The 18,658-nt window shown below is 33.0% G+C and carries 24 protein-coding genes and 1 pseudogene; 22 read left to right on the top strand and 3 right to left on the bottom strand.

From position 1 onward, the window contains the following. Positions 1-48 precede the first annotated feature (48 nt). Entirely contained in the window at positions 49-690 is a 642-nt protein-coding gene (locus B7R65_RS05320) for a peptidylprolyl isomerase (protein ID WP_088041700.1), read from the top strand. A gap of 124 nt (positions 691-814) precedes the next feature. On the opposite strand, the gene B7R65_RS05315 is transcribed toward B7R65_RS05320, so the two are convergent. Further along, entirely contained in the window at positions 815-1,138 is a 324-nt protein-coding gene (locus tag B7R65_RS05315) for a rhodanese-like domain-containing protein (protein WP_088041901.1), read from the bottom strand. Positions 1,139-1,313: 175 nt separating this feature from the next. On the opposite strand from B7R65_RS05315, the gene B7R65_RS05310 reads away from it, so the two are divergent. The 3 genes from B7R65_RS05310 (at position 1,314) to mntR (ending at position 3,993) form a co-directional block, all read left to right on the top strand. After that, a complete protein-coding gene (locus B7R65_RS05310; protein ID WP_088041699.1) occupies positions 1,314-2,147 on the top strand; it encodes a lipoate--protein ligase family protein in 834 nt (277 codons plus the stop codon). A 173-nt stretch (positions 2,148-2,320) separates the two neighbouring features. After that, positions 2,321-3,346, top strand: coding sequence for a spore photoproduct lyase (splB, locus tag B7R65_RS05305; protein ID WP_088041698.1), 1,026 nt, complete (start codon positions 2,321-2,323; stop codon positions 3,344-3,346). A gap of 215 nt (positions 3,347-3,561) precedes the next feature. Then, positions 3,562-3,993, top strand: a complete 432-nt coding sequence (gene mntR / locus B7R65_RS05300; RefSeq protein ID WP_088041697.1) for a transcriptional regulator MntR — start codon at positions 3,562-3,564, stop codon at positions 3,991-3,993. A 10-nt stretch (positions 3,994-4,003) separates the two neighbouring features. On the opposite strand, the gene B7R65_RS05295 is transcribed toward mntR, so the two are convergent. Both B7R65_RS05295 and B7R65_RS05290 read right to left on the bottom strand, forming a co-directional pair. Continuing rightward, a complete protein-coding gene (locus tag B7R65_RS05295) occupies positions 4,004-4,399 on the bottom strand; it encodes an SA1362 family protein (RefSeq protein ID WP_088041696.1) in 396 nt (131 codons plus the stop codon). Positions 4,400-4,512: 113 nt separating this feature from the next. Next, entirely contained in the window at positions 4,513-5,442 is a 930-nt protein-coding gene (locus B7R65_RS05290) for a DUF1385 domain-containing protein (protein WP_088041695.1), read from the bottom strand. A 212-nt stretch (positions 5,443-5,654) separates the two neighbouring features. On the opposite strand from B7R65_RS05290, the gene B7R65_RS05285 reads away from it, so the two are divergent. The 18 genes and pseudogenes from B7R65_RS05285 to B7R65_RS05200 all read left to right on the top strand — a co-directional run bounded on the left by B7R65_RS05285 (position 5,655) and on the right by B7R65_RS05200 (position 18,555). Further along, positions 5,655-6,215 carry a YqhR family membrane protein gene (locus B7R65_RS05285; RefSeq protein ID WP_088041694.1) on the top strand — a complete coding sequence of 187 codons (561 nt, stop codon included), beginning with the start codon at positions 5,655-5,657 and terminating at the stop codon, positions 6,213-6,215. 87 nt (positions 6,216-6,302) lie between these two features. Beyond that, complete coding sequence (aroQ, locus tag B7R65_RS05280; RefSeq protein ID WP_088041693.1) at positions 6,303-6,761, top strand: type II 3-dehydroquinate dehydratase; 459 nt, start codon at positions 6,303-6,305, stop codon at positions 6,759-6,761. Beyond that, on the top strand, positions 6,748-7,809 hold the full coding sequence (locus B7R65_RS05275) for a M24 family metallopeptidase (protein ID WP_088041692.1): 1,062 nt from the start codon (positions 6,748-6,750) through the stop codon (positions 7,807-7,809). The genes aroQ and B7R65_RS05275 overlap by 14 nt, the downstream gene beginning before the upstream one ends. A 263-nt stretch (positions 7,810-8,072) precedes the next feature. Further along, the gene (gene efp, locus B7R65_RS05270) at positions 8,073-8,636 is read left to right on the top strand and encodes an elongation factor P (protein ID WP_088041691.1); all 564 of its coding nucleotides are present in this window, start codon (positions 8,073-8,075) and stop codon (positions 8,634-8,636) included. 94 nt (positions 8,637-8,730) lie between these two features. Beyond that, positions 8,731-9,219 carry a DUF456 domain-containing protein gene (locus tag B7R65_RS05265; RefSeq protein WP_088041690.1) on the top strand — a complete coding sequence of 163 codons (489 nt, stop codon included), beginning with the start codon at positions 8,731-8,733 and terminating at the stop codon, positions 9,217-9,219. A gap of 151 nt (positions 9,220-9,370) precedes the next feature. Beyond that, complete coding sequence (locus B7R65_RS05260) at positions 9,371-9,652, top strand: YqhV family protein (RefSeq protein WP_256941167.1); 282 nt, start codon at positions 9,371-9,373, stop codon at positions 9,650-9,652. A 16-nt stretch (positions 9,653-9,668) separates the two neighbouring features. Beyond that, complete coding sequence (gene spoIIIAA, locus B7R65_RS05255) at positions 9,669-10,592, top strand: stage III sporulation protein AA (protein ID WP_088041689.1); 924 nt, start codon at positions 9,669-9,671, stop codon at positions 10,590-10,592. Continuing rightward, a complete protein-coding gene (spoIIIAB, locus tag B7R65_RS05250; RefSeq protein WP_088041688.1) occupies positions 10,592-11,104 on the top strand; it encodes a stage III sporulation protein SpoIIIAB in 513 nt (170 codons plus the stop codon). Before spoIIIAA ends, spoIIIAB begins: the two co-directional genes overlap by 1 nt. Positions 11,105-11,115: 11 nt before the next feature. Beyond that, positions 11,116-11,319, top strand: coding sequence for a stage III sporulation protein AC (spoIIIAC, locus tag B7R65_RS05245; RefSeq protein WP_088041687.1), 204 nt, complete (start codon positions 11,116-11,118; stop codon positions 11,317-11,319). Positions 11,320-11,337: 18 nt separating this feature from the next. Next, positions 11,338-11,736, top strand: a complete 399-nt coding sequence (gene spoIIIAD, locus B7R65_RS05240) for a stage III sporulation protein AD (RefSeq protein ID WP_179194778.1) — start codon at positions 11,338-11,340, stop codon at positions 11,734-11,736. 21 nt (positions 11,737-11,757) lie between these two features. After that, a complete protein-coding gene (spoIIIAE, locus tag B7R65_RS05235) occupies positions 11,758-12,927 on the top strand; it encodes a stage III sporulation protein AE (protein WP_088041686.1) in 1,170 nt (389 codons plus the stop codon). 8 nt (positions 12,928-12,935) lie between these two features. Continuing rightward, positions 12,936-13,553, top strand: coding sequence for a stage III sporulation protein AF (spoIIIAF, locus tag B7R65_RS05230; protein WP_088041685.1), 618 nt, complete (start codon positions 12,936-12,938; stop codon positions 13,551-13,553). A gap of 6 nt (positions 13,554-13,559) precedes the next feature. Further along, a complete protein-coding gene (gene spoIIIAG, locus B7R65_RS05225; protein ID WP_088041684.1) occupies positions 13,560-14,249 on the top strand; it encodes a stage III sporulation protein AG in 690 nt (229 codons plus the stop codon). Between the two features lie 21 nt (positions 14,250-14,270). Next, the gene (locus B7R65_RS05220) at positions 14,271-14,828 is read left to right on the top strand and encodes a SpoIIIAH-like family protein (protein WP_088041683.1); all 558 of its coding nucleotides are present in this window, start codon (positions 14,271-14,273) and stop codon (positions 14,826-14,828) included. A 250-nt stretch (positions 14,829-15,078) separates the two neighbouring features. Continuing rightward, positions 15,079-15,627: pseudogene (locus B7R65_RS05215) on the top strand (IS3 family transposase); the annotation flags it as partial. Positions 15,628-15,807: 180 nt separating this feature from the next. Then, positions 15,808-16,326 (top strand): DoxX family protein, encoded by a 519-nt coding sequence (locus tag B7R65_RS05210; protein WP_088041682.1) that lies wholly within the window; start codon positions 15,808-15,810, stop codon positions 16,324-16,326. Between the two features lie 525 nt (positions 16,327-16,851). Continuing rightward, the gene (gene upp / locus B7R65_RS05205; protein ID WP_088041681.1) at positions 16,852-17,481 is read left to right on the top strand and encodes a uracil phosphoribosyltransferase; all 630 of its coding nucleotides are present in this window, start codon (positions 16,852-16,854) and stop codon (positions 17,479-17,481) included. Between the two features lie 120 nt (positions 17,482-17,601). Beyond that, complete coding sequence (locus B7R65_RS05200) at positions 17,602-18,555, top strand: DNA-binding transcriptional repressor DeoR (protein ID WP_088041680.1); 954 nt, start codon at positions 17,602-17,604, stop codon at positions 18,553-18,555. The last annotated feature ends 103 nt before the right edge of the window (positions 18,556-18,658 follow it).

Here is an 18,658-nt window from a genome sequence, read left to right as displayed (position 1 = left end):
AGAGTGAATTTGGTAAACTAATAATAGAAATAGGAGGGAGTAGGATTAATGTTTAAAAAGTCATTTAGAGCAATATTAATAAGTTGCGTCGTTTTAACTTTTTGTTTACTAGCAGCATGTGGAAAAAATGAGCAATCATCCAAAGTTGAAAAACCTGAAAAGCCTGATAAGTTGCCAATTGCAACAATTACGGTAAAAGATTATGGAGTAATTGAAGCTGAATTATATCCGCATATTGCACCAAATACTGTTTATAATTTCATTTCACTCGCTAACAAAGGATTTTATGATGGATTAAATTTTCATCGTATTGTAAAAAACTTTGTCATTCAAGGTGGCGACCCACTTGGAACTGGGGCAGGTGGTCCAGGATATTCGATAAATGGTGAATTTTCTTCTAATGGATTTGAAAACAATCTAAAACATACTGCTGGTGTGTTATCAATGGCCCGTGCAAATGATCCAAATAGTGCAGGAAGCCAATTTTTCATTATGACAAATGATACACCAAGTCTTGATGGACAATATGCTTCGTTTGGTAAAGTAATCAAAGGGATGGACGTCGTGAAGAAAATTGAAGCGGTTGATGTTAATGCTGAGGAAAAACCAATGACCCCAGTTACTATTGAATCAATAAAAGTTGATACAATGGGAAAAAAATATCCAAAACCAAAAACGATTAAAGAATAGTTGTTCGAAAATACATAAAAAATCCCTCAATACTACTTGAGGGATTTTTACGATTAATTCATTTCTATAAAAAACTACCACATAAATTGTAGTAGTTTGATTGATTATTTAATGTTACTAAAAATTATAATCCTTTTTTTACTTTACCAGACCAAAGCTTAAATCCACCTTTAAGTTGGTAAAGATTCGTAACACCTTGTTTACGTAAAATTCGAGCAGCTTGTCCAGGTCGAACACCCATTTGATCATATAAATAAACCGCCTGATCTTTACGAATTTCTTTTGAACGCATTTTCAATTGAGCAAATGGAATATTACGAGCACCTAAAATATGTCCATTTTTAAAATCTTCTTGATCTCGTAAATCAATTAGTTGCGCTTTACGGTATCCAGAACGGAATTCTTCCTCGTTTAATGTTTTAATCAGACGTTTTTGGTAGAAATACATAACCGTTGAGTATACAATGATACCTAGTACGACAAAAATTACCGGTAAAAAACTATTCAATTTATTCAACACCTTTCAATTACCTACTTATCTTATTATAATTCTCAAATAAGATTCTGCAAGAAACTTTAAGAAAAAAAGTTAAATTTCAATTGAAGTATGAGGAGATTTCAACATGTCAAAGTCTAAATGGTATTTTATTAATAGTGGAAAACAACCTGGAAGCTATAATATGGCATTGGATGAATGCTTAATTAAATGGCAAAATGAAGAAGGTTTTCTTCCAACATTACGTTTTTATGAATGGGAACGTCCTACTGTAACGATTGGATATTTTCAAAAAAATCAAGAGATAAGCTTAGAAGCACTAAAAAAATACAATGGTGATTTCGTTAGAAGACAAACAGGTGGAAGAAGTGTATTACATCATGAAGAACTAACGTATAGCGTAATCGTTCCAGAAAGTTATCCAAATATGCCTGAAACAGTTACAGAAGCCTATAAAGTAATTTCGATGGGGATATTAGAAGGCTTTAAATTATTGGGATTAGATTCTTCATTTTCTATTCCAAAAACTGAAAAAGAAAAAGATGAATTAAAAAAACCTTCAAGTGCAGTTTGTTTTGACGCTCCTTCATGGTATGAAGTTGTCGTTAATGATAAAAAAATAGCTGGTAGTGCTCAAACAAGACAAAAAGGATCAATACTGCAACATGGATCCATTCCATTAAATATTGATGTGAATATGCTTTATGATTTATATATTTTTCCTTCTGAAGAAGTTAAAAATAGAATGAAAAAAAGGTTTTTAGAACGTGCGACTTGGATAAATGCAGAAAGTGATTCTCCTAAGTCGATGGATGAATTGTATATTGCATTTAAAGAAGGTTTTGAAATCGGATTAAATATTGAATTAATTCCTTTTGAATTGTCAGAGGCTCAAGAAAAAGAAGTACAAGAATTAGCAGCAACAAAATATGGTAAAGAGGATTGGAACCTACGTAAATAATCAAAAGAGAAAGCAGATAAAAGCTGCTTTCTCTTTTTTTGTTATATAGAGAAATTAGTGTTGATATGTATCATAAAGGATCCTTGAGGCTTGGATTTCCATTACTTGGGTTATTTGTTTTTTTGACTACGTAAATACTAAGAGTAATGGAATAGTGAGGGAGTGAGGAGAATATGAAACCATTTTTACCAAAACTTGTTTATTTTGAACCGCAAGCACTAGAATACCCTTTAGGTAAAGAGTTAAGAGAAAAGTTTGAGAAGATGGGTTTTGATATAAGAGAAACAACTTCACATAATCAAATTAGAAATTTACCAGGTGAAAATGAGATTGAAAAATACAGAATTGCCAAGTCTACTTTAGTCGTTGGACTACGTAAAACTTTAAAATTTGAAACGTCAAAACCATCTGCTGAATATGCTATTCCTCTTGCGACTGGATGCATGGGACACTGCCATTATTGTTATTTACAAACGACATTAGGATCAAAGCCTTATATTAGAGTATATGTAAACTTAGAAGAAATTTTTGCGAAAGCGGAAGAATATATGAAAGAAAGGGAGCCAGAGATTACAAGATTTGAGGCTGCTTGTACATCGGATATTGTAGGTATTGATTATTTAACACATTCATTAAAAAAGACGATTGAATTTATTGGTCAGACTGAATATGGTCGATTACGATTTGTAACGAAATTTCCACATGTTGATCACTTACTTGACGCGAAACATAACGGAAAAACTACGTTCAGATTCAGTATTAATTCAAGATATGTCATTAAGAATTTTGAACCAGGAACAGGATCGTTTGATGAGAGAATAGAAGCTGCAAAAAAAGTTGCGAATGCAGGTTATCATTTTGGGTTTATCGTTGCACCTATTTATATGCATGATGATTGGGAAGAAGGCTACGAAGAGCTATTTATTCGCTTAAAAGATGCATTAGGTGAATTAGCAAATAAAAAGATGTCATTTGAATTGATACAACATCGATTTACAAAACCAGCAAAAAAAGTAATTCTTCAAAGATACCCTAATACAAAATTGGAAATGGATGAAGAAAAACGAAAGTATAAGTGGGGGAGATATGGAATCGGTAAATATGTTTATCAGACAAATGAAGCAAAATCCATTGAAGAAACAATTTCTGGCTATATCCAAAAGTATTTTCCCAATGGCGAAATACAATATTTTACATAGAATATGAGGAATGATATTTTGAGTCACTTATGTAAAAATGTGTACCTATTTAAAGGTACACTCATTTTTATTTTGACATAGTCTGACATAGAAGCAGATATATCCTGGTTTATCAATAGTTCATGTTAATTGCACTTTTGATATTTGTGTTGTATCATTTTATTTGATGCTATTGCACCGGATTTAAATCTGTATTACTTTACTGGAGGAAAAACATGCCCACACCTAGTATGGAAGATTATATTGAACAAATTTACCTTTTAATTGAAGATAAAGGGTATGCTCGTGTATCTGATATTGCAGAAGCTTTATCTGTACACCCATCGTCAGTTACTAAAATGGTACAGAAGCTTGATAAAGACGAATATTTAATTTATGAAAAGTATAGAGGTCTTATTTTAACTCAAAAAGGTAAGAAAATGGGGAAAAGACTAGTATATCGTCATGTTCTACTTGAGCAGTTTTTACGAATTATTGGTGTAGATGAGAATTTGATTTACCAAGATGTCGAAGGAATGGAACACCATATGAGTTGGGAAGCAATCGATCGTATTGGAGATTTAGTACAGTTCTTTGAAGAAGATAAAAATCGCATAGAAGCATTAAAAGTAATTCAAAAATCAAATGAAGATCAATCAAACGAATAGAAAGACCGTGCTAATAGGAAGCACGGTCTTTCTTTTTACCCTTTTCACCTTCAATGACAGTTAGGTGACTGGAATCTTTATTTCGTTTTTTTAATAATGGACTGGAGGTACTTTTTCTTGAAGTGGGCTTTGATTTATTATTTGATTTTTTTAATGAACTAGTTTTTTGTGTATTATATTTCTTTACTGTTTGTTTGGCAGCTTTACGATAGGAGTCTTGCTGGTTTCTTTGGCCGCTTGATGAAGTAAATACTCTATAAATAAAATATAAAATTAAAAGGATTAATCCAATAAATAAAAACTTTTGTAATAATTTTGCTGGATTAGTAATTAACTCAGCAATTAAGCCAAAAAGTGCTAATGCGATAATTCCATAAAATATTGACGTGTACACTTTTTGATTCACTTAAGCACCTCCTATGTTAAGATTCAATTTTAAATCGGATAAAAAAAGAAAGGTTTCTTTTAGTTTATTACATTTTATCCAATAAGTTGATATTTTTTATAAAATTCTGTCAATTATATTTTGGTATTTTTTTCTATTTCCAAAAGTCTGTTAAATGAGGCAATTGAAACCTCTACTTGATCATCGGACGGCTCTTTTGTTGTTAATAATTGTAACCACAATCCAGGATATCCAACCCATTTTAGGACAGGAATTGATCGGACTTTATTTGTTAATTGAAGTACTTCAAAAGAAATACCTAAAACAACAGGAATTAATAAAAGTCTGTCTACTATTCTTAGCCATAGTGGGCTTGTCGGAACTAAAAAGTAAATGAACATTCCAACGATGACAGTAAATAGGATGAAACTACTTCCACAACGATAATGGAGACGTGATTGTGATTGAACACCTTCAATAGTTAATGGAATATTGTTTTCAAATGCGTTGATTACTTTATGTTCAGCACCATGATATTGAAACACACGTTTTATAAATGGAGTTAATGAAACAATATAAATATAAATTAGTAGAAAGAGTAATTTAATCACGCTTTCAACGACTACTTGTTGAAAATCGGTTTCAAAAAATGGTCTCAAAGTAGTTGCCAGTAATACAGGAACTAATGTAAAAATAACTTTTCCAACTAAAAATGATAGAACTGCTAATAAAGATAATCCTATATATGTAGAAATTGTACTTTTTTGATTTTCCCGTTCTTTGGCTATTTTCTCATCATCAATTGGATCGATTCCATATCTTTCAGTTGAAAAATTTAAATGCTTTGAACCATTTATACTTGCTTGAATAATCGCTACCACACCACGTATAAAAGGTATTTTCTTTAATTTTTGCATCGTTGAATTTGTTTGAATTGGTTCTTCAAAGTAATGTATCGAGTTATCCGATCTTCGAATTGCGGATACGGATTGAGTTCTTCCCCCAAACATAACACCTTCTACGATAGCTTGCCCCCCGTAAATTGCTCTCTTTTTCTCTTTCATGTTGCACCAACCTAATTTCGATTTAATTTTCTATCTATTTAAATCTATTGTAAGTGTAGGACAATGCTGGTGCAAGTATAAGAAATAGGAAATAACTAAATACAATCTAAAAATTTTTAATATTCTAACAAAATTTCCGATTCACATGAAAGTTTATTACTTGGATATACTACTTTAAGAAAATTAGCAATGAATGGAAAGGGTTATGATAAATGTCTGAAGATAATAAACCAACTCAAGATTTTGAACAGAGTCAAGGACAAGATCAGGAGAAAGAGCAGTATCAAGATCAAGATCAGGAAAAATCACAGGGCAATATGAACTTTAACAAGATTGCAAGTATCGGTTTTTTTGGTGGAGTTTTTTGGTCAACAGTTTTATTAGTTCTAAGCTTCTTTGATTTTACACAGATTGGACCAACTTTTGTCTTAGAAAGAATTCCACTTGGAAAATGGGCAAATGGATATATTGAAGCATTAATATCAATCGTTTCTATAGGAATCGCCTCAATTATTGTTGCATTCGTTTGTTATTTTGTTTGTAGAAAATTTACTGGTGTATTACCTGGTGTTTTTATTGGTTTAATAATATGGATCATTTTATTTTTAGTAATTGGAAAAATTGCGTTTGATTTTAGACCTGTAAAGGAATATTCTTCTGATACGATTGTAACAAGTATTTGCTTATTCATTTTATACGGAACATTTATTACATATTCTGTTTCTTTTGCATTTCAAGAGCAAGAACCATATTTGCGTGGCTATTCAAAATAGTCTGGCCTATGATAAAATAAGTTTTAGGTATTCCAATCAAGCTTAAAAGGAATAAATATGCTTAAATGATAGGTGGAGACTTTAAAATTGGCTAAGTTTTTATTATTAAATGGACCTAATTTAAACATGCTCGGTCAAAGAGAGGTATCTATCTATGGGGCAACTACTCTAAAGGATATAGAGGACCATCTTACTGCACTTGCAGGTAATTGTGGTGATGAGATTGATTGCTTTCAATCAAATCACGAAGGAGAATTAATTGATAAACTCCATGCAGCAAATCAAGTTTACGATGGAATCCTTTTTAATCCAGGAGCGTTTACTCATTATAGTTATGCGATTCGAGATGCGATAGCAAGTATTACAGTCCCAACCGTTGAAGTACACATTTCAAATATACATAAAAGAGAAGAGTTTCGTCATACTTCAGTTTTAGCAGCTGTAACTGTCGGACAAATTGTTGGATTAGGTGTGTACGGCTATGACCTAGCTTTACTTGCATTACAACAGATTAGTAGGGGAGAGAGTAGAAATGGAAAAAATTAATAAGTTAAGAGAAGCTCTAATTGAAAAAGGTTTAGATGCATTATTAATAACAAGTACATATAACCGTCGTTATATGACAAACTTTACTGGTTCTTCAGGTGTTGCTTTAATCACAAAAGAAAAAGCATTATTTATTACTGATTTCCGTTATATTGAGCAAGCTACAAGTCAATGTGAAGGGTTTGAAATTGTTAAGCATGAAGGTTTAATTTCAAGTGAAGTTGCAAGCCAAGTTGAAAAAAATGGCGTTGCAAAACTTGGATTTGAACAAGATCATATGACTTTTTCTGAGTATGGAACTTACCGTACTGTTGTAAAAGCTGATCTTGTACCGGTAACTGGATTAATTGAAAATCTTCGTTTAATTAAAACTGATGCAGAAATTTCAGTTATTAAAGAAGCTTCTAAAATCGCGGAAGCAGCATTTGATCATATTTTAGGCTTCATTCGTCCAGGTTTAACAGAATTAGAAGTATCGAATGAACTAGAATTCCATATGCGTAAATTAGGTGCTACATCTTCATCATTTGATATTATCGTTGCATCTGGTGCGCGTTCTGCTCTACCACACGGTGTAGCATCGGATAAAGTGATTGAAACAGGTGATTTTGTAACGTTAGATTTTGGTGCATACTATAAAGGTTATGTATCTGATATGACTAGAACAGTATCAGTTGGTGAACCAAACCCAGAATTAAAGAAAATTTACGATATCGTACTTGAAGCACAATTACGCGGTGTAAACGGCATTCAAGCTGGAATCACTGGTAAACAAGCAGATGATTTAACACGTGATTATATTACTGAAAAAGGTTATGGTGAATACTATGGTCACTCAACTGGACACGGTATTGGACTAGAAGTACACGAAGGTCCTGGATTATCATTCCGTTCAGATTTAGTTTTACAACCAAACATGATCGTAACTTGTGAACCAGGTATTTATATTCCTAATCTTGGTGGAGTTCGTATAGAAGATGATTTAATTGTTAAAAATGGTGGGAATGAGAACTTAATGTCTTCACCTAAAAACTTAATCATTTTATAAGAAAAGAAAAAGAACTACACAAACGAAGTAAATTACTTTATGATAAATAAATGTGTAGGCGCTCTTGTCAGTCCCGTCAAACATATGACCAAAAACAATTTAGGGTAGATATTATCCTTTTTGTTCTTAGACGTATGATCTTGATGGGGATAGGTGCCGAAGCAAGACATTAAAAAATGTAAAGAAATTCAGGCAAGAGAAATGGTCTACCTAAAGTCATACATATTGATTCAGATCCATTTCATTTTTTAGGAGGATATTTAATGATTTCAGTAAACGATTTTCGTACAGGTTTAACAATTGAGACTGACGGAGGCATTTGGCAAGTAATTGACTTCCAACATGTTAAACCAGGAAAAGGAGCTGCATTTGTACGTTCAAAACTTCGTAACCTTCGTTCAGGAGCAGTTCAAGAAAAAACATTCCGTGCTGGTGAAAAAGTTGCAAAAGCACATATCCAAAATCGTAAAATGCAATACTTATATGCAAGTGGTGATCAACATATATTCATGGATAATGAATCGTATGAGCAAATTGAATTGCCAGAAAAAAACATTGAGCGTGAATTAAAGTTCTTAAAAGAAAATATGGAAGTTTATATCATGACTTTTGATGCTGAAATTCTTGGAGTTGAATTACCAAATACAGTAGAATTAAAAGTAATTGAAACTGAACCTGGTATTAAAGGTGATACAGCTTCAAACGTTACTAAACCTGCTACAATGGAAACTGGCTTAATCGTTCAAGTACCTATTTTCATTAATGAAGGTGAAGTATTAATTATTAACACGACAGAAGCAAGCTATGTTTCACGTGCAAAAAGCTAATAATCCCATTTGGGAGTAAATAGAAATCTTGAGGCACTTATTTAAGTGTCTCTTTTTCTTATGTAATATCAATTTATAAGAATGGATGGTCTTAATGGTAACAACTATCGTACTTTGGACACTTATCATCATTTGTTTTGCTTTTTCTTTTATAGCATTAATAAAACCGATTATTCCGGGTGTTCCTGTTTTATGGATTGGATATTTAATTTATCATTTCGGAATAAATAAACATGATTTAACATTGTCCTTTTGGATCATCATGGGGATATTTACAGCAGTTATTTTTATAGCAGATTTTATAGCAAATAATTATTTCCTTAAAAAATATGGCAGCACTAAAACAGGTGAAAGGGTAGGTTGTTTAGCGGTTATTGTTGGTTCGTTTATCTTTCCGCCGTTTGGATTAATCATTGTACCTTTTATATCTGTATTTGTGGCTGAAAAACTACAAGGGAAAAAGACAAAAGAATCATTAAAATCTGCCTGGGCAACTGTTATTTCATTTATTAGTAGTTCATTAGCAAAAGCTGTCTTGCAAGTTATAATGGTAATCATATTTTTTGTCTATGTAATTAATTGATCTAAAAAAAGAGAGAAGCCTCATGGTTTCTCTCTTTTTTTATTTTTAGTTCGATTCTTCAATTCAAGTAAATCTGTTACTGAATTATCTTCTGAAATGGACATGTTCTGCATATTAGTAATAAAAAGACTTGAAAAAAGGTGAGTTGGCAATGAGAGATTGGATTGAATCCATGGATAAAGCTGTACTTAGTATGGGTCTTCTCAGAGTATTTGGTGGAAGTGTTGAATTGATTGCTGCCCTAACGATTCTCTATTTAAATGACATAAAAAAAGCGTTGGCAGTCAATAGTATCTTGGCGACAGTCGGTCCAATCATACTAATTTCGACAATGGCAATAGGAATAATTGGCGTAGCTTCAAAATTAGATCCGATTCGGTTAGTACTAGTTGTTTGTGGTGTGTTTTTAATTTTATTAGCAGTTTTTAAATGATAGGATGTGAACTTCTATGGAAGAGGTTTTCAATGTTTTACCAAGTTTAATAAAAGATAAATTAATGATTAATTTCACAGACTTTAATCACGTTGAAGAATTACGATTAAGAATTGGAAGGCCCGTGGAAGTAATTTCAGATAATCATTCAATTTTCTTACCGTATATTTTAACTGAAGAGGACGGAGAACAAATTCTTGGGAAACTTAGCCAATTTTCAATTTATACAATTGAAGAAGAGTTAAAAAAGGGATATATCACGATAAAAGGTGGACATCGAGTAGGACTAGCAGGTCGAGTAGTGACTGAGAATGGAAATGTAAAAATGATAAGGGATATTAGCTCATATAACTTCCGAATCGCAAAAGAAAAAGTAGGAATAGCGAGTCCGTTTATAAAGTATGTTTATGAGGATAGATGGAAAAACACAATGTTAATAGGTCCGCCTCAGGCTGGGAAGACAACTTTACTTCGAGATTTCGCAAGAGTAGTCAGTCAAGGCGATAGAGGTAGGGGAATAAAGCCTCAAAAAGTCGGCGTAGTTGATGAACGCTCTGAAATTGCAGGTAGTGTAAAAGGGGTTCCTCAATATACCTTTGGTGAACGAATTGATGTCCTAGATGCATGTCCAAAGGCTGAGGGAATGATGATGCTAGTTCGATCGATGAGCCCACATGTCATTCTTGTTGATGAAATTGGAAAAAAAGAAGATGTAGATGCAATCTTAGAGGCGATATTTGCAGGTGTTCAATTAATCGTAACAGTTCATGGCTATTCCTTGTCTGAAATAAAGAAAAGACCATCGCTTCAGCCATTGTTTCAGCATGGGGGCTTTGATTGTTTTATTGAAATTTCAAATCATCCTCATCCTGGTACAGTGACAGATATCAAAAATCGAGATAGCACAAGTCTTTTAACATCAAGGGTGGTGCGTCGCTAATGAGGTGGATTGGAGCAATCTTTATTATTTTTTCAACTACATGGCTTGGATATTACTTTGCTGGAAGATTATCCGAACGTACAAAGGAGTTACGTGCTTGGAAGTTGGCATTACAATCACTAGAAGCAGAAGTGATGTATAGTCAATTACCACTACAAGAGGCATGTAGACGAATTGCAAGTCAATTGAATGGCCAAATAAAGTCCTTTTTATTGAACTTTGCCAGTTTACTAGAAACAAGTGCTCATTCGGCAAAAGAAGCATGGAAAAATGCTTTAGATGAATATACAAAAAAAGTTTCCATAAAAGAATCGGATGCTCAAGTGTTAATGCAGTTTGGTGAGACGATTGGAATGCATGATAAATTTTCTCAACAAAAACAAATTATATTAGCTTTGAAGCATTTGGAAAGAGAAGAACAAGAAGCGCTTGAATCGCAATCGAGCTATGAGCGTATGTCAAAAATGTTAGGGATATTAAGCGGTATATTAATTGTCATTATTCTAGTTTAGGAGGGATTAAGTTGATCACAAATTATGCATTAATGTTTCAAATAGCTGGGATTGGTGTAATTGCCGCTATCATTCACGCAATCTTAAAAAAAGCTGGACAAGAGGAATTTGCTACATGGACTATAATCACTGCTTTTATCATTGTATTTTTACAAGTCATTACAAAGGCTGGTGACTTATTTAATAAAGTAAAGGATGTATTTCTATTTCATTAGATTAGGAGTGAGCTTGTAATGGAAATCATCCAGATTGTCGGAATTGGATTATGTGCAACGTTTTTAATTTTATTACTGAATCAATTTAAAATGGACAAATTTAATTTAGCCATTACAGTTTTTATCAGCTGTGTACTTTTTCTATTCTTATTAGATAAAGTCCAGTATCTACTAGATGAGATTCAAAAACTAGCGAATCAGGCAAATATAAAAAATGTGTATGTTGAAACGTTATTAAAGATCATTGGAATAGCTTATATCGCAGAATTTGGTTCTCAAATTACAAAGGATGCTGGGCAAGGTGCAATTGCTTCTAAAATTGAACTTGGTGGAAAAATACTCATCTTAGTACTAGCCGTTCCGATCTTAACAGCATTAATCGAAACGATCTTAAGCTTTCTGCCAAAAGTATCTTAATGAAATTGGAAGGAGGACATTATGAAAAAAAAGATTCAATTATTTCTACTTTCCTTTTTTCTCCTTTTTCTAATCCCGGTAAATGTACAAGCTGCTCCTCCACCAGCTGAGATTGTCAACGAACAAATCCAAAAACTTGGTATCGATGAAGTTCAACAATATTGGGATGATGTTGTTACAAAATACGGTGGATTCTTACCTGAGAGTCAAAAAGGGGATTTTATTCAATTTATAAAAGGTGAAAAGAAATTCTCAATCCAAGAATGGTTTATCGCTTTTGGAAAATATATATTTTTTGAATTATTTAGTAATGGGAAAATACTTGGGATATTGATAATGCTTGTTATTTTTAGCTCATTACTTCAATCATTACAAAATGCATTTGAAAAAAGTACGATTAGTAAAATTGCGGATAATGTGGTCTTTTTAGTTCTTGTTGTCTTTGCACTTAATAGTTTTTATGTAGCAACCCAAGCAACTCAAGAAGCGATAACAGTTATGATCGACTTTTTAAGAGCCCTAATACCAATATTACTTGCTTTAATTGCTACTTCTGGAGGAGTTATATCAGTTGGATTCTTTCATCCTATTTTAATTTTTTTAATGCACACAAGTGGCTTACTTGTAACGTACTTCGTTTTACCGCTCATTTTAGTATCAACGATCTTAAGCATAGTTAGCATCATTAATGATGAATTACAAGTAACGAAATTAGCAGCTTTGATCAGAAATATAGCCGTCGGGGCTCTTGGTACGTTCTTAACAATTTTCCTAGGGGTGTTGAGTGTACAAGGTATGACAACCGCAGTAACAGATGGTGTTGCAGTTAAAACGGCAAAATTCGTTACAAGTAATTTTATTCCCGTTGTCGGTAAAGTTTTTGCTGACGTAACGGATACGGTCATAAGTGCTTCACTTCTACTAAAGAATACTGTAGGGATTGTAGGTCTTGTTACCTTACTTGGAATAATCGTTTTCCCAGCTATAAAAATATTAGTTTTAGCTTTCATTTATAAATTTTCAGCAGCTATCCTTCAACCTGTTGGTAGCAAATCAATTATTAGCACGATCGATGTGATTGGAAAAAGTGTCATTTACTTATTCGTTTGTTTGGCTATCGTTTCATTAATGTTTTTCTTAAGTATGACATTGATCATAGCGGCAGGAAATCTTGTCGTTATGTTTAGGTAGGTGAAGAGATGGACTTCTTTATGCAGTGGGTTTCCAATATTATTGTCTACATATTAGTCGCAACAATCATTATGATGTTAATTCCAAATACAGGATTAGCGAAATATGTAAGGTTTGTAGCAAGTTTATTGTTAATAGTAATGATGCTACAACCTATCTTCCAATTATTCAAAGTAAATATAAAAGAAGTGCTTGCTGGATACCAGTCAACAACATATGAAGCTAATAATCAAATAAAAAATGAAATAAATAATAAGAAAAATGAAATACAAGCAACAGAACGTGCATATATATTAAAACAAATGGCTGTCCAAATGAAAAAAGAGGTAGAAAAAAGCATTTCACAAGACTTTGAACAGGTCGTTACAAATGTAGAGTTAGAAGTGAAGGATGGCGTTGAGTCTGTAAAAACTGCACAAGATTTATCTAAGGTAATTGTTTATGTAAGCGCCAAAAAAGATGAGACAAGCAATGTAGATCCTGTTCAGGAAGTAACAGTCAATACAGATGGACCGACGATGACAGACAGCGGGAATATTACACAACTAGAGATTCAGAACTTTTTAGCAGATAGATGGCAACTTGAGGACAAGCAAATCGAAGTTAAAATGGAAGGAGGGGAGTAGAGATAAATGAAAAAAAAAATAACTTCAATTAATTTTGCAGATTTTTTAAAAGGAAATAATGATGAAAAAAAAACCTCTTCTGACAAAGATCAAAGTCCATTTAAACTGACGAGAAAATATGTACTAGCACTCCTTGGTCTTGGGGTCTGCTGGATGATCGCAAGTAGCCTTTTTACAAATTCAGCAAATAATACTAATTCAATGCTTTCTCCAATCTCCACAGAAACCAGTGGCAGCCCTAAAACTGAAGAACCATCTGTTCCGGCTTCTGGAAGTGGTGGGAAATCACTTAATATAATTCAAGGGTATGAAAAGGATTACGAAAAACAATTGACTGATATTTTAAATGACATGGTTGGTGTAAGTAACGTAACAGTAGAAGTTAATGTTGATGGCAGTGAAAAAAATATTTATCAGACAAATAGAACAAATCGCTCTCAGCAAACTGAAGAAACAGACAAGCAAGGTGGGAAACGAAATATTGACGATAATTCAGTAGAAGAACAAGTTGTCATTATTAACGATGGTGAAAAAGAAGTGCCAGTTATCGTTCAAACACAAAAACCAGCTATTCGAGGAGTTCTTGTTATTGCAAAAGGCGCAAATAAGATTGAAGTGAAGCAATTGATTCGAGAAGCTGTAACACGTTTACTTGATGTACCAAGTCATCGTGTATCTGTACTACCAAAAAAATAATAGGAAGAAGGTAAAATTTTAATGAAAAGACAAACAATTTGGTTATTAACGATGTTAAGTTTAGTAGTGGTACTGTCGGTATATTATGTGACGACACCTGATAAAATGAAGACAGCTAGTTTTATGAATATGCCAAATAACCAAGCGAATTCATTAGATTCGACGCCAAAAGATACAAATAAAACTAGTAAAAATGATAATGGAAAAGAAACAGCTACTACTGAAGATTCAACAAGTGAAGTATTCTTAAAACAACGTATGGAGCAAGAAGATCAAAGAAGTCAATTAATCGAAGAATATAAAACAACTGTGGACTCTGCAACTGCATCTGCAGAAGAAAGAAGTCAAGCATTTACAAATATGAAAGAACTTGAAAAACTAACTGCATTAGAATCTGATGTAGAAACAATGATTAAAGAAGCTGGATACAAAGATGTATTAGTACGTTCAAACGAAAATGAAGTAAATGTAGCGGTTAAATCAACAAAACATAGCAAAAAAGAAGCAAACGACATTATCCAAATGACTAGAAGTGTACTTGGAGAAAAACTAGTAGTAGTAAGCTTCATGACGAAATAAGAAAAGTGGAAGGCGTTTGTTCAGCTGCGACAAGCATAAGGCAGGGACTGTAAAAGGTTGTCTTTTTAACCTTTTATGGTCATTGACTTATGACCTCGAGCAGCTAACGCCTGGAACTAGACAGTAGGAAAAGCGGAAGGCGTTTGTTCAGCTGCGACAAGAATAAGGCAAGGACTGTAAAAGGTTGTCTTTTTAACCTTTTATGGTCATTGACTTATGACCTCGAGCAGCTAACGCCTGGAACTAGACAGAAGGAAAAGTAGGAAAGGTTGCACCTAATATTCTTGAAAGAAATTTTACTGCTTCAAAGCCAAATGAGAAGTGGGTAACTGATATTACAGAATTCCAAATGTACGGGGAAAAGCTATATCTATCTCCGATATTAGACCTTTATAACGGAGAAATTATAGCTTATAGCATTAACAAGCGTCCTGTTTTTCAATTAGTTTACAAAATGTTAAAACGGGGTTTGAGCTGCTTAAATGATGGAGAGAAGCCAATTCTTCATTCGGATCAAGGCTGGCATTATCAAATGAGACAGTACCGAGAGATACTAAAACAAAATAACATTACACAAAGTATGTCCCGTAAAGGGAATTGTTTAGATAACGCAGTTATCGAAAACTTCTTTGGCTTATTAAAATCTGAATTACTATATAATGAAGAATTTAGCAGTATGGATCAGTTTATAGAGAAATTGCATGAATATATTCACTATTACAATCATGAGCGTATTAAGATAAAACTAAAAGGATTGTCCCCTGTTCAATACAGAGTCCAATCCTCTTTAGTTGCATAAAACTATTTGTCTAACTTTTTGGGTTCACTTCATAATGGCTACTTTTTTATTGGTAAAAACGAAGAATATGGATGACACAATAAGTTCATAAAAACATGTGAAAACATTCACAATTAATGCTAGAAATGAAGTAAAATAAACCTGTAATCAAATATTAAGCAATTTGATGGAGGTAATTATATGTTTATTCATTTTTTAAGAACTAATAAAATTGCTGCTGGAATTATAACAGTACTTCGTTTGTATTTAGGATATTCTTGGTTAACTCATGGTTGGGAAAAACTAACTGGTGAAGGATTTGATGCTTCAGGTTTTCTTGGATTTGCAGTGAAAAATGCAACTGGGGAACATCCGGCAGTACAAAGCTGGTGGGCAGACTTCTTAACAAACTTTGCAATTCCAAATGTAGATTTATTTAACTTTTTAGTACCGGTTGGAGAGTTTGCTATTGGTCTTGGACTTATTCTTGGATGTTTTACAAAAACTGCAATGTTCTTCGGTCTAGCTATGAATTTTTCATTTATGTTTAGTGGTACAACAAGTACAAATCCACAAATGGTCCTGTTAGGAATTTTCATCATTGTTGCTGGCGCAAATGCGGGTCGAATTGGACTTGACTATTTTGTAAGTAAATATATCACAGAGCGATTTCCAAATTTGAATAAACTATCTAACAACACATTGAACAGGGCTGCTTAATGTAAAGTTAGTTTGATAAAAGAGAGGACTTATTAACGAAGTTCTCTCTTTTTTGAATTATAGTTTGAATGGTTACCAATTCTGTTAACATTGATCAGCCTCTTTATAAGTAAATTGGATACGTAATCAATTTTTTAATCAGGCTATTTCAAACGGCTCTTTTCTAATAGAATGTTGTTTTTAAATAAAGAAGATGATTGGAACGAAAAGTGCGGGACAGATGAAAGGAAGAATCCTGGAGTGGAAATCAACTAAGACCTTTCTTAAAAAGTAACAACCTTTAAGAATACAGAGCATAAACTAAAGGGTTAAGAGGCGATTTTAAAGGAAGAATAACAAATAGAAAAAAGAATTTATAAATTAAGTTTTCCTATATAAGAAATCAAAAATTAAAAAGTAAATGAATTTATTCAAAAGAAATGATGAAATTCCAACAGATTCTAAGTTGTGACTTGAATTATTTAACCGCTTTCGGTATTCTTTTTAAGAATAATAAATAATAAGTCTTTGCAAGGAGCGATATAAGTGAGTAAAGTATACGTTTTTGATCATCCGTTAATTCAGCATAAAGTTTCATTAATTCGTAGTAAAGATACAGGAACGAAAGAATTTCGTGCATTAGTTGATGAGGTTGCAGGTTTGATGGCATTCGAAATTACGCGTGACCTTCCTTTACAAGAAGTAGAAATTCAAACACCAGTATCGACAGCGAAAGCAAAAGTAATCGCAGGTAAGAAATTAGGGATTGTACCGATTTTACGTGCAGGTTTAGGCATGGTAGATGGATTTCTTCAATTAGTTCCTGCTGCTAAGGTTGGACATGTAGGATTATACCGTGATCCAGAAACATTAAAACCAGTAGAATACTATGTTAAGCTTCCTACGGATGTAGAAGAACGTGACTTTATTGTAATCGATCCAATGCTTGCAACAGGTGGTTCAGCAGTAGAGGCCATCAATTCTTTAAAAACTCGTGGCGCTAAAAATATTAAATTTATGTGTTTAATTGCAGCTCCAGAGGGCGTTGAAATCTTACAAAAAGCTCATCCTGATGTAGATATCTATATTGCTGCATTAGATGAAAAATTAAACGATCATGGTTATATTGTTCCTGGTTTAGGAGATGCTGGAGATCGTTTATTTGGTACGAAATAAGAAGATATAAATTAGGCTTTCCTAACTAGGAGGGCTTTTTTTATTTAAAAAGGTTATAATAGATAAAAAATTGTATCGGATATTATTAGGTTTGAATTGGGGTAAAGGGGATTACGAAAGATGTCACAAGAGAAACAAAGGTTAATTATTGACGCGGCGAGATTATATTACGATTCAGATTTTAGCCAACAAGAAATCGCGACACAATTGGGGATATCGCGTCCAACGGTGTCCAGATTGCTCCAACAAGCAAAAGAACTTGGCTATGTTCGAATCGAAATAATAGATCCTCTTGAAGATAATCAGGAATTAGCACGTAAATTAAAGAAAAAATATAATTTGCAAACTGTGGAAGTATGTTTTTCTCCAATAGATGACTACAATGAAGTAACTCAAATCATCACAAAGAAAGCGGCAGATGTATTGGTAGACATAGTTCATGATGGTGATATTGTAGGAGTTACCTGGGGGACGACTATGTACCATATTGCAACAAAATTAAATAAAAAATCTGTAAAAGGTGTTGAAGTGATTCAGCTAAACGGGGGTATTAGTTATTCAAAAACAAATACTTATGCATCAGAAACCGTCCACTTATTCGCAGAAGCATTTAATACAGTGCCTAGATACTTACCTTTGCCAATAATATTTGATAATCCTCAAGTTAAACAAATGGTAGAATCGGACCGCCATATTGGAAGGCTAATTGAGTTAGGTAAAAGATCAAATGTAGCAATTTTTACAGTTGGTACTGTTAAAAAAGATGCCCTTTTATTTAGAGTTGGCTACTTGAATGGAAAAGAAGAAGAGGATTTACAAACTCATGCTGTTGGTGATATTTGCTCCCGTTTCTTTACTAAAGAGGGGCAGATTTATTCGAAATTGCTTAATAGTCGTACGATAGGGCTAGAATTGGATGAGTTAAGAAGTAAAGAAAAATCAATTTTAGTAGCGGGTGGAGAGAAGAAAACGGACTCAATTCACGGAGCTTTAGTAGGCAAATATGCTAACATATTAATAACTGACCAATTCACTGCAAAGAGACTATTAGAACAAACGGTTTTATCTAATTAAAAAAGCTTATCAAGGGTTTAATAATCCTTGATAAGCTTTTTTATTAATAGGTAAAACTATCCATGAACATAAGTTCAAATAGTATTTTACAAAATTTCAAGCT

Source organism: Bacillus sp. EAC, assembly GCF_002156875.1.
GTDB lineage: Bacteria > Bacillota > Bacilli > Bacillales > Bacillaceae_G > Gottfriedia.
This window is presented reverse-complemented; position numbering and strand designations above follow the sequence as displayed.